Source organism: Polymorphobacter fuscus (assembly GCF_011927825.1).
GTDB classification, from domain to species: Bacteria; Pseudomonadota; Alphaproteobacteria; order Sphingomonadales; family Sphingomonadaceae; genus Sandarakinorhabdus; species Sandarakinorhabdus fusca.
Genome location: NZ_JAATJI010000001.1, coordinates 944,863 through 956,852 on the forward strand (window position 1 = coordinate 944,863; position 11,990 = coordinate 956,852).

Genomic DNA, 11,990 nt, shown 5'->3' on the forward strand with positions numbered 1-11,990 from the left:
AGATTGCCTTTCGGGTTTGCCAATTCTCACTTGCCCGAAAAGGTTCCTTATGTCAATATAATATATCCTTTTTGGTTTGTTTAATGCGGCTGCCGCGGAATGAGATGCAGCTCGGTCTGGCGCCCATCGATCCACCGAAAGCTCTTGCCGTCGAAAAAGCCGTCCACTTCGAGCATGAACCGCGCCTCCTGCCCGCCCCATTCCGGGACGGGCTTCATCGCCGCCAGTTCGATCGACCAGGCCGTATCGGGGTTGATCGGATATTCGCCCATCCCAGCCACGCCGCCCTGGTCCTCCCACGCCCCGATCCAGGGGCCGGCGCCATGCCCGTGGTTGCCGATGGCATGGGTGTAGATGACCGGTTTCAGGCCCGCCGCAATCGCCTGTTTTCGGGCAATTGCCAGCAGTTCGTTGCCGGTCCGCCCGGTCTTGAAGTTGGCGATCAGGATATCCTGCACCCGGTTGGCATCGGCAAAGCCTGCGACCAGTCCCTTCGGCGCCTCCGTCTCGCCCGGTTTGAGCACATAGGCCATCTGCTGGGTATCTGTCTTCAGCCCCAGATAGCCCGCGCAGAAATCGACATGCAGCAGGTCGCCGGGTTCGATCGCCTGCGCCACCGGCACCGTCTGCGCGGCGATGCGGAACGTCTCCTGCGTCGGACGCTGGATGCTGACACTGGGCTGGCACCAGGGGTCGAGCCGGAGATCGGCGAGCCGTTCGCGATACCACCACAGCACATCGGCCGTGGTGGTCACCGATGGCGTGATGACCTTTTCCGACAGGCCCTCGGCGATCATCGCATGGGCACTGCGCATGATCGTCCGGTACATCGCCATTTCGGCCGGGATCCGGGTTTCCAGCCAGCCCAGCGCCAGGCTGTCATGGCTGACGAGCCGCGGCGCCAGCGGACCCAGCGCCGCCGCCAGTTGGCGGTGCTGGCTGACCGACAGGCCGTCGGCGAGCGCGAACGTATCGGAAATATTGACGGCGATGCGCTGGGGGTCGCGCGCGCGCACGATCTCGGCGATCCGCGCCCATTGATCGGGCTGTTTTTCCGGGTCCCAGGCCGCATCGAACAGGTCGCCGATCGGATAGCGCGCGACACCCAGCCGTTCGACGCCCTTTTCCGGTCCGCGGTCGTGAAAGATCAGCACGGTGCGCCGGCGCGCCGACATCCAGTTCGCCGGCAGCATCGTCTTGACGACCGGGTCCTCGTTATATTCCCGGGCGATCAGGATCCACATGTCGACGTTGTTCGCGCGCATCAGCTTGGGGATCAGCGCATCGAGCCGCGCCTTCAGGAGACGATCCTGGGCCACCGCCCGGTCGCGGAGTGCCGGCACGCCGGGGGCGGCAAAGTCCGCCGGATCGGCACCAGCGGGCGCCGCCCCGATAGCAGCAAGCAACAACAATGCAGCGCGGATTTTCATGTTCCAGACCCCCGCCGCCGTGCCGCGGCGGCGGGCGCCACCATATCGCGCCCCTGTTGGCAGGCAATGTAATTATGCGCAAATGCACATAATATTTCACCTGTTTTCGCAGGTGCTGCTATGGTGATGTCGGACAGGCGGGGATACGCATGATGACGACGAAAAGGCTTCTCGCGGGGTTGTTTGCGGGGCTGATGCTGACCACCGCCGCGCCGGCATTTTGCGAAACCGTGACGGTGACCATCGCCCCGGCGGCGGCCCCCGCCGCGCTTGATGGCCGCGTCATCCTGATCTTCAGCAAGGACGGTGTCAGCGAACCGCGCTTCCAGGTGCAGCGCGGTTATGACTCCGCCCAGATCTTCGGCAAGGATGCCGACAGCCTCGAGGCCGGCCAGCCGGTGCGCTTCGGTCCCGGCATCACCGGCTATCCGCTGGACGACATGGCGGCGATCCCGGCCGGCCGCTACACGGTCCAGGCGGTCCTCCACAAATACGACAGTTACCGGCTTTCGAACGGCAAGACGGTAAAACTGCCGGCCGCACGCGGCGCCGGGCAGAACTGGCGGCGGGAGCCGGGCAATCTGTTCAGCAAACCGGTGACCGTCGATTTCGCACCCGACCGCGCCGGCGACATCGCCATCTCCCTGACCGAGGTGATGCCGCCGATCACGCCGCCCGCCGACACCGAATTCACCCGCTATTTCAAGTTCCGCAGCCCCAGCCTTTCGAAATTCTGGGGCCGCGACGTCTTCATCAACGGCCATGTGCTGGTGCCCAAGGATTTCGACAAGCATCCGGAGGCGCGCTATCCGATCGCCATCAACCATGGCCATTTCCCGGAAGAATTCAGCGGCTTTCGCACCACGCCGCCCGACCCGAACCTCGTCTGCAAGCCCAACCCGCGTTTCAACGAACCCTGCTATAACCGGATCGAACAGCAGGAAGCCCATGACTTCTACAAGAAATGGATTTCTGCCGACTTCCCGCGCATGCTGATCGTCGAGATCGACCACAGCAATCCCTATTTCGATGACAGCTATGCGGTGAATTCGGCCAATCTCGGGCCCTATGGCGACGCCATCACCCATGAATTCCTGCCGGCGCTCGAAAAACAGTTCCGCGGCATCGGTGCCGGCTGGGCCCGCTTTACCTACGGCGGTTCGACCGGCGGCTGGGAAGCCCTGGCCGTGCAGATCAAATACCCGGACGAATATAATGGCGCCTTCGGGTCCTGCCCCGATACCGTCGATTTTCGCCAGACCAAGGTCGTCAACATCTATGACGACGCCAACGCCTTCTGGCGCATCGGCACGTTCGGGCGCACGCCGGTAACGGTCAATCAGAACTATCTGGGCCATGTCGGCTGGACCAACGAGATGGAAAATCGCTACGAACGCGTGCTCGGGTCGCACAGCCGCTCGGGCGGGCAGTGGGACATCTGGGACGCCGTCTACTCGCCCATGGGCGCCGACGGCTATCCGATGCCGATCTGGGACAAAACCAGCGGCGTCATCGACAAGAAGGTCGCCGCCCATTGGCGGGACAATTACGACCTGCGCTTCATCTTGGCGCGCGATTGGCCAACGCTCGGGCCAAAGCTTGCCGGAAAGCTCCACATCTATGTCGGCGACATGGACAATTTCCACCTCAACAACGCCGTCTATCTGATGGAGGATTTCCTCAAGACCGCAAAGCCCGCCTATGGCGGCGAGGTCCGCTATGGCGACCGCGCCGAACATTGCTGGAATGGCGACCCCAGCCTGCCCAATGCCATCACCCGCCTGCGCTACAACAGCATGTATGTGCCCAAGATGCTGGCGCGGATGCAGGCGACCGCGCCGGCAGGCGCCGACCTGACGAGCTGGCGCTACTGATCGGCCTTGATGAGGTGGAATTTCGTCTGCCGGCCGTCGATGTAGCGCACGGTCTTGCCGTCGAAGAACGCATCTTCCTCGGATTTGAAATCCACCATCTGGCCGCCCCATTCCGGCACCGCCTTGGTCGCCTTCAGCTCGATCGACCAGGCGATGTTCGGGCGCAGGCGGTGTTCGCCGTGCGGCACGAATGTCTGCTCCTCCGACATGCCGATCGCGCTGCCTGCGGCATGGCCGTGAAAGCCGATCGGGTGCGAATAGATCGTCGGTTGCAGCCCTTGCGCGATGGCCGCGGCCCGCGCGCGGGCAAGGATGGCGTTGCCGGTATCCCCGGTGCGGAACGCCGACGTCACCGCATCCTGGACGCGATTGCTTGCGGCAAGGCCCGCCTTCAACCCGGCCGGGGCATCGCTTTCCCCGTCCTTCAGCACATAGGCGACATGCTGGGTATCGGTATTGAGTCCCAAATAGACGATGCCGAAATCGACGCGCAGCATGTCGCCCTTTTCGATCACCGAAGCCCCTTCGCGCAACACGCCGGGGGTGCCCTGGCGCGTCACTTCCACCGATGGGTGGAACCATGATCCAAGGCCAAGGTCGGACACGCGCTGCCGATACCACCACACAAGGTCCTGGTTGGTGGTGACGCCGGGTTTGACGACCTTGCCCGAAAAGCCATCGCCGATAATCGCATGGGCGATGCGGACGATCTCGCCATAGCGTGCCATTTCCGCCGGCGTCCGGGTTTCCAGCCAACCGATCGCGAGCGGATAGCCCGGCACGATCCGGTCGCGATATTGCGGCGCCAGTGCCCCCACCAGATCCGCGTGCTGGCTGTGCGTCAGGCCGTCGGCAAAGGCGCTCAGTGACGACACGTTGAGCGCGATCTTTTTCGGATTGCGCTCGGCAACCAGCTCGGCGAGGCGCTTCCACTGGTCGGGCTGTTTTTCCATGTCCCAGGCGCCGGGAAAGACATCGCCCATGCCGTGCTTGCTGATCACCAGCCGCTCGACCGGGCGGCCGTTGCCCGGATCAAAAAACATCAGGATCGTCCGCCGCCGCGCCCGCAAATTGGTGGCGTTGAGCATCGTCGAAACGACGGGGTCTTCCAGATACTCGCGCGCCACCAGCACCCACATGTCGATGCCGTTCTCGCGCATCAGCTTGGGGACCAGCGTATCGAGCCGGTCCTTCAGCCAGGCATCCTGCACATCGGCACGGGCGCGCAGCGGCAGGATGGCAGGCAGCGCGGGTTGCATCGATGCTTCGCCCTGGTCCGGTGCCCCCTGGTCCCGTACATAGACCGTCTGTGCTGGCGCGGACGCGCTGGCGATCAGCAGCGGCACGATGAGCGACAGGCGATGCAGCACGATTTGACCCTTCCTTGCCCGGTAGCCGGGGGAGGGTTGCCCCTCCCCCGACGATCAGAAGCCGACGCTGACGCTGGCGAACAGATAGCGCCCGGTCGCGTCATAGAACTGCGGATAGGTGTTGCCGTTGCCGCCGTCCTCGATCGCCGCCGTCGTCGTCAGCGGCGGTTCCTTGTCGAAGATGTTGTTGATGCCAACGCGCAGGTTGAAGTCCTTGCGGATCTCATAGGCGACCGAAAGGTCGAAGTAGTTGCGCGATCCGAGCTCGCGGTTGACCCCGGCAAAGCTGCCCGTCAGCACCGGCTGGCTGCTGGTCTGGGCGACCTTGACCGACGAGACATGGCGCCAAGACACCGATGCCGCCAGGTTCCACGGCGTGTTCCAGGTGGTCAGCAGCTTGTGCCGCCATTCCGGCCGCGGGCGTCCGCACAGCCCGGCATAGAGGCCCTTGCACTCGTAGATGTCCGATGCCGGGGAGCCCGGTAGCGGCGTCGTCTTGTAGCTGCCGAGATAGGTGCCGACGAGGTTGAAGCCGACCGACCCGAGCGAGCTGCTGAAGGCTTCCTCGAGATCGAGGCGATAGTCGATGTTGAGATCGATGCCGCTGGTGCGCAGCGACCCGGTGTTGACGTTGAAGCGCTTGAAATAGCCGGCTTCACCCTGGAACAGCGACCCGGTGGTCGGGTTGCGCTGAACGAGGTCGCAGAAGAACGGATCGCCGTTGGTGATGCAGTTGCTGAGCGACAGGTTGGGATTGACGCTGCCGACCAGGCCCTTGACGTTGATGTTGAAGTAATCGACCGACACCGTCAGCGCCGGCGCGAACGACGGGCGAAGGACCGTGCCGAACGAGAAGGTGTCGGCGGTTTCGGGCTGCAGATCGGGGTTGCCGCCGATCAGCGAGTTGAACTGCCCGGCCGGATTGTCGACGATGAAGCCATATTGCGCGGCCGTCACACCGGTGTTGGCGCACTGCGCGGCCGTCGCGAACGGCCGGGCACCGGCGCAGGGATCGAACGAGCCATCGGCATTTTCGGTCAGCTCGACTTCGAACAGCGACTGGCCCGAGAACAGCTCGATGACATTGGGTGCACGAACGGCGCGCTGGAAGCTGCCGCGGAAGCGGATGTCGCGGATCGGCGCCCAGGTGCCGCCGATCTTCCAGGCGTTCGACGTGAAGCCGGTATCATAGTCCGAATAGCGGAAGGCGCCTTCGACCGACAGCATTTCAAAAAACGGCCGGCTTTCGACGATCGGGACGTTCAATTCGACAAAGGCTTCCTTGGCAACCGTCGCGCCGCTGATCGGAATTTCGGGCGACGCCGCATTCTGGTAAACTTCGTCCGGCTGATAATCGACGGTATTCTTGCGATATTCCGCGCCGAAGGCGATGCCGATGCCGCTTTCCGCCCAGGGCGACTGGATACCATATTCGCCCAGATTGCCATCGATCGACAGCACGATGTTGGTCAGGCTGGTGTCGCCGGTGATGGTCTTGAACTCGGCGATATAATCGGCCGACGCCTGGCTCGCCTGCGGCCCGAAATAATCGAGCGGCGCGCAGCTGGCGTCATTGTTGTCGGGGTTCGCGTCGGCGTTGATCTTGCAGACCGGCTGGCCGAACGTGGCCGAGCCCGGGCGCTGGTCACGCACGGCGTAGAAGGCGTTGGCGGTGCGCGGCCGGTTCGAATCGCCGGTGAAGCGGCTGCGATAGCCGACATTGGCATATTGCCCGTACAGGTCGTAGCGGAAGGGCCCGAACAGATCGCCCTTCACGCCGCCGACAATGCGGTAGGTGGTGTGGCGGATATCGTCCTGGCGGTTGCCGCCCTCGACATTGCGGCGCGCCACCAGCACGCCGTTGGCGACACCCTGCGGGGCGACATAATTGCCGGCACTGTCATAGACGCTGCCGGTCGACAGGCCGGCGGCCGTGCACAGGAAGTTCGCCTGCTGTGCGCTGAGGAACGGATTGTCGCAATTGATGCCGCTGATGCCGCTGGAATTGACCGTGATGCCGCCGTTGTTGTTGCCCGGCGCGATCTGGGCGATCGAACGATCGTCCATGAAGTTGAGCTCCAGATATGGGATCAGGTGCTCGTTGATCTCGTAATGCGCCAGCGCGCCGAGCATGTAGCGTTCGTCGGGCCGCTGGTAATAGTTGGCCGGCGCGAAGTTGTACGTCGATGATCCGGGCACGAACTGGCCGTTCGACACGCGGAATGACGTGGGCACGCCGTTCAGTCGGCCGGAATTGGTCAGATTGGCCGGTGCATTGTTGGCGGAGCCGCTGCAGGTGAACTGGTCGCCGCCGGTGCCGGTCGCGCCCAGCGCGCAGGCGCTGTAATCATAGTCCTTCTGCAGGATCGGATTGACCTTGCGATACGACGCAAAGGCGGTGACGTTGCCGCGACCTTCGGCAAAGTTGGTGCCCATCACCACCGAATAATCCTGGGCGAAGCCGTTCCAGACACTGTCGTCGGCAAGTGGATACTGGCCGGGAACGCGCGTGTTGAAGCCGTCGACCAACTCGCGCAGCGGCTGGTTGTTGTTGTTGTGCTGGAAGGCCGAGACGTTGGCCGACATCTTGAAGCCTTCGAAATCCTCGATCAGCTTGAAGTTGACGACGCCGGCGATCGCGTCCGACCCATAGACTGCCGACGCGCCGCCGGTCAGCACTTCGACCGACGAGATCAGCGCGGTCGGGACCTGGTTGACGTCGGACGGGATGTTCTTGGGCGATCCGTAAGGCAGGCGCTTGCCGTTGACGAGGACGAGCGTGCGCGACGGGCTGAGCCCGCGCAGATCAACCTGCGCCGTGCCGGTCGCTTCATTGGAGTTGTTGGCACCCTGCGCCGCGAACACCTGCGGCAGTTGGTTGAGCAGATCCTCGGTGCGCACGACACCGCGGATGGCGAAGTCCTCGCTGGTCACCTGGGTCACCGGGCTGACGCTCTCGACATTGGCGGAGCGGATGCGCGACCCGGTGACGACGATGGCATCGCCATCGGCGGCGGCTTCGGCAGACGTCGGTGCCACCGGCGTCTGGGCCGCGGCTGGCACGATGGCGACACCGCTGAACAGCATGCTCGATGCCATCAGGACAGTTCTGGCGTTGAATTGGCGCATGATTTTCCCCTGAATTGGAACGTTGAAGACAAAGTTGGTGTGCTGGCCAGAAATGGCCACTGCAAAACTGAAGAACTGCCGACGAAATCTGGGTAGTTTCAGTAACGCCAGCTGGTCAGGTCGGCGCCGGGCGGCGCCGTATCCTTCATTTGCTTGAGCATCTTGTCGACGTACATGGTGTGATAACGCAGGCGACCAATGGCGTTGGGCAGGTTCGGGTCGCCGTTCCAGCAATGTTCGTCACGATCGCCATAGGTGACTTCGCCCTGATAGGCAGGCTTGGCCTTTTTCAGGAAATCCTCGGTCAGATAAACGGCATTGTTCAGATAGTAATTGTCCATGTCGCCGACATAAATATGGACCTTCCCTGCCAATTTCGGTCCAAGCGTCTTCCAGTCGCGTTCCATGATGTAGCGCAGGTCGTAATTTTCGCGCCAATAGTCGGCGACCTTGCGATCAATGACGCCGGTGCGCTTGTCGTAGATGCGTTGCGGATAGCCGTCCTCGCCCATTGGCGAATAGACCGCTTCCCAGATATCCCATTGCCCGCCCGACCGGGTCTTGTCGCCCAAGACCAGCTCGAGCCGGTTTTCCATTTCCGTTGTATAGGCGACATGGCCGAGGTAGTTGCGCTTGCCGGGTTTGGCGACGCGGCCGAACTGGCCATCGCGCCAATAGGCATTCTTGTCCTCGTAGATATTGGTGACCATGTTCTGGCGGAAGTCGATCGGGTCCGGGCAGGCGGCAAAAGCGCCGTTATACTCGTCCGGATATTTGACCTGGACGCCCAGCGACTCCCACCCACCCGTCGAACCGCCATAAAGGAACCGCGCCCAGCCGGCCCCGAGCCCGCGATAGCGCTTTTCCAGTTCCGGAATGAACTCATAGGTGATGGCATCGCCATAGGGCCCGATATTGGCCGAATTCACCGCATAGCTGTCATCGTAATAGGGATTGCTGTGGTCGATCTCGACGATCAGCATGCGCGGGAAATCTTTCGAGATCCATTTCTGATAGAGGTTGTACGCCTCCTTGTCCTCGATGCGATTATAGCAAGGCTCGTTGAAGCGCGCGCTCGGCACGCATTTGGCGTTCGGGTCGGGCGGCGTCGTCCGGAACCCGCCGAAATCGTCCGGAAAATGCCCGTGGAAAATCGCCAGCGGATATTTCGCCTCGGGATGCTTGTCGAAATCCTTGGGCACCAGGACATGGCCGCGAATGAAGACGTCGGTCCCCCAGAATTTCGACAGCCGCTCGCTGCGGATCTTGAAATGCCGGATGAATTCGCTGTCCTTGGGCTCGGCAATCGGCGGCAGCACGGTTTCGAGCGGAACGGCGATCTCGCCGGCGCGCGCCGGGTCGAACGAAACCTTGACCGGCTTGCTGACGATGTTGCCCGGTTCCTTGCGCCAATTCTGTCCCGCACCGCGCGCGGCCGGCAGCTTGACGACCTTGCCGTTGCCCAGCCGATAGGTCTGGTATTTGTGGAAGACGCCCTGGACGAAATAATCGCCCTTGGGCAATTGCGCCATGTCCTCGGCCGGATAACCCAGGACGCCGGGGCCGATGGGGACCGACCCACCCGGCTTCAGGCCATCGATATTGACGCCGAAGATCTGCGCATCGAGATTGTCGGCGCCGACCTGGAAGCGCGGCTCGGTCTTGCCGTCCGGCGTGATGATCAACAGCATGCGCCCGTCGTTGGCGGCATCGATGCCCGCCGCCGGCAGGCTGACGCGGAACGTTTCCGCACCCAGCGGCGCCGACGCCAGCCCGACCGCGATGCTGCTGCATAGCAATGCCCGTTTGATCACCGCGCGTCCCCCCGCAATCCGCAATTCCACCCAGCCGTTGCAATCCCCGCCGCCGGGTCACGCGCCGTCCGGATCCCCACCGGCAGGCTCGCCTCGCGCCCGGCAACGCCGTTCACGACCGACGCGGAACTGCAACGTTTCCGCGCCATAAGTGATAGCCGCAATTGCGCCCTCGTCCAGCATATTCCGTCCATTTTCACGCGAATTATCGAGGAGAATCGGTCGTAGTGACATATTCGTCACAAATCGGGCACCGCCGCAGCACTTCGCCATTGGGTCCCGGCATGGCCACGCGCCTGCCGTGCCGCAGGAAACGGCGCGCAGGAATGCCGGCCAATGGCGAAAACCGGCGCCGGTGATCAATATTGCGCTACGCCGGCCAAGCTTTGCCGATGAATTAACCCAGTTTCATGCGAAAAAATGCACATATGCGACACGATTCTGCATTTTGATCGGCGCATTTTCTGCTATTGCCTGATCCGGTACAGAACCCACACGATAAGTCGTTAACGGCCGCACTAGCGCAATAATGTTTCCTTGGTGGATGAAATATGACTCGTAAGGATGCGATCGAGAAGACCGGCGAGCCCAACAATGTCTATGATCCGACCAGCAGCAGTTTTCGTCTCGAAAGCTCGCCCTTCTATCTGATGGCGCACGCCGACTTCCGATATCATGTCGATATGGACAAGGTGCTGCACAAGCACGGCGTGTCCAAGCCGATCTACCGGATCATGACCGTGCTGCGCGAACGTCAGCCCGCCAGCATCGGGACGATCGCCGATACCGCCCTCACCAAACGCTCCACCGTGAGTCGCCTGATCGAGCGCATGACCGAACAGGGGCTGGTGTCGACCGAGGCCAACCCCGACGACAGCCGGATCACCGAAGTGACATTGACCGTGGCGGGACAGCAGTTGCTGCGCACGCTGACGCCGGTCGTCGGCCGCCAGATGGCGCGCGCCATGGAGGGGCTGAGCGCCCGCGACATCACCCAGTTGCAGCGCATCCTGACCAGGATCGGCCAGAACCTCAGCAAGCTGCCGATCGAATGACCCGCTGATCCGCCAGCCGCGCCAGCGTCATCGCCACCCGCGGCAGCATCGTCGCCCCGGCGTGTAGCCTGACCGGCACGGGCTGCTGCGGCGTCAGCGCCAGACGATCCGGTTCCCCCGCTGCCAGCGCCTGCGCGACGTCGCGGCCGATCGCGGTGTTGATCGACACCCCCCGCCCGTTGCACGCCTGGATCGCCAGCGCCCCGCCTTCCAGCGCATAGATCTGCGGCAGGAACGAGGTGTTGATCCACGCCGTGCCTTTCCAGATATGGCTGATGTCGGCGTCCAGCCCGCCGAACGCCTGCGCCAGCCGCCGGCGAGCCTCGGCGCGGCAGGCCGCGGCGCTGCCGTCGAGCAGCGTGCGCCCGAAGGCCGAGATGAGCCGCCCAGCGCCATCGTAGCGCGCCGTGAAGACGTAAGGGTTCTTGTCGGTGAAGCTGCCACCTTGCGGCAGCACCTGGCGGCGCTGCGCCGCCGTCAGCGGTGCGGTGGCGAATTCGACGACGCGCAGCGGCAAAATGGTGCGGCGCAGCGCCGGGTGCAGGTCCGGGTTGCCGCCGTTGGCGGCGAGGACCAGCCGGCGCGCCGTGACCGACCCTTGCGGCGTCGTCGCGCGCCAGCCGATTTCGGTGCGGGCAAGCGCCGACACCGGAGTCTGGCAAAAGAGCCGGGCGCCGGCACCGATCGCGGCGCCGGCAAGCCCGCGCGCAAACGCCAGCGGGTTGAGCGACCCGCCCTGCGCAAAGCGCAGCGCCCCGCAATAATGACCCGACCCGAGCGCCGCAACGGTTTCGGCGGCGCCGACGAAATCGACATCGAACCCCCGCGCCCGCCACTCGGCGGCCATGGCCTGCTGTGCCTCCACCAGCGCCGGCGTGTGCGACGGGCTCCAGAAGCCATCCTGCCGCGCATCGCAATCGATGCCATGGCGGGCAACAAGGTCGAAACAGAACTGCGCCGATTCCCCGACCAGCCGCACCATTCGCGCGCCGGCCGCCGCACCGACGGCGGCATCGACGGCCGCCGGGCCGTGGCGGACGAAGTCGGGCACGATGACGCCGCCGCTCTGCCCGGTGGCGCCGCCTCCCGGCAGGCCCGCTTCGACCAGGACGACATCGACTCCCGCCTCGGCGAGGTGGAGCGCCGTCGACAGGCCCGCGACCCCGCCGCCGATGACGAGCACATCGGTGCTATGGTCCCCCGCCAGAGACGGACAGTGCGGCCCCGGCGGCGCGTCGCAAAGCCAAAGCGATCCCAGCGGCGCCGTCATGAACGCGACATCATCATGCAAGCTGTTTCCTGAAAGGCCCCGCAGCGT

Annotated in this window: 8 protein-coding genes; 3 read left to right on the forward strand and 5 right to left on the reverse strand. The window is 63.7% G+C overall.

The features are described 5' to 3' along the window. Positions 1-80: 80 nt before the first annotated feature. The gene (locus GGQ62_RS04590; protein WP_152576281.1) at positions 81-1,430 is read right to left on the reverse strand and encodes a M24 family metallopeptidase; all 1,350 of its coding nucleotides are present in this window, start codon (positions 1,428-1,430) and stop codon (positions 81-83) included. Between the two features lie 149 nt (positions 1,431-1,579). On the opposite strand from GGQ62_RS04590, the gene GGQ62_RS04595 reads away from it, so the two are divergent. Further along, complete coding sequence (locus tag GGQ62_RS04595) at positions 1,580-3,304, forward strand: alpha/beta hydrolase (protein WP_243451556.1); 1,725 nt, start codon at positions 1,580-1,582, stop codon at positions 3,302-3,304. Here GGQ62_RS04595 and GGQ62_RS04600 read toward each other — a convergent pair. From GGQ62_RS04600 to GGQ62_RS04610, 3 genes are all read right to left on the reverse strand, one after another. Further along, positions 3,298-4,674: a M24 family metallopeptidase gene (locus GGQ62_RS04600; RefSeq protein WP_243446590.1), complete on the reverse strand. Its 1,377-nt coding sequence runs from the start codon at positions 4,672-4,674 to the stop codon at positions 3,298-3,300. The genes GGQ62_RS04595 and GGQ62_RS04600 overlap by 7 nt on opposite strands. A gap of 54 nt (positions 4,675-4,728) precedes the next feature. Next, positions 4,729-7,803, reverse strand: a complete 3,075-nt coding sequence (locus GGQ62_RS04605; protein ID WP_152576279.1) for a TonB-dependent receptor domain-containing protein — start codon at positions 7,801-7,803, stop codon at positions 4,729-4,731. Positions 7,804-7,901: 98 nt separating this feature from the next. After that, positions 7,902-9,617 carry an alpha/beta hydrolase gene (locus GGQ62_RS04610; protein WP_207790455.1) on the reverse strand — a complete coding sequence of 572 codons (1,716 nt, stop codon included), beginning with the start codon at positions 9,615-9,617 and terminating at the stop codon, positions 7,902-7,904. Between the two features lie 301 nt (positions 9,618-9,918). On the opposite strand from GGQ62_RS04610, the gene GGQ62_RS04615 reads away from it, so the two are divergent. Further along, complete coding sequence (locus GGQ62_RS04615; RefSeq protein ID WP_153401040.1) at positions 9,919-10,095, forward strand: hypothetical protein; 177 nt, start codon at positions 9,919-9,921, stop codon at positions 10,093-10,095. 73 nt (positions 10,096-10,168) lie between these two features. After that, positions 10,169-10,672 carry a MarR family winged helix-turn-helix transcriptional regulator gene (locus GGQ62_RS04620; protein WP_152576278.1) on the forward strand — a complete coding sequence of 168 codons (504 nt, stop codon included), beginning with the start codon at positions 10,169-10,171 and terminating at the stop codon, positions 10,670-10,672. On the opposite strand, the gene GGQ62_RS04625 is transcribed toward GGQ62_RS04620, so the two are convergent. Continuing rightward, positions 10,650-11,942: an NAD(P)/FAD-dependent oxidoreductase gene (locus GGQ62_RS04625; RefSeq protein ID WP_152576277.1), complete on the reverse strand. Its 1,293-nt coding sequence runs from the start codon at positions 11,940-11,942 to the stop codon at positions 10,650-10,652. The two genes, GGQ62_RS04620 and GGQ62_RS04625, sit on opposite strands and share 23 nt — an antisense overlap. Positions 11,943-11,990 lie beyond the last annotated feature (48 nt).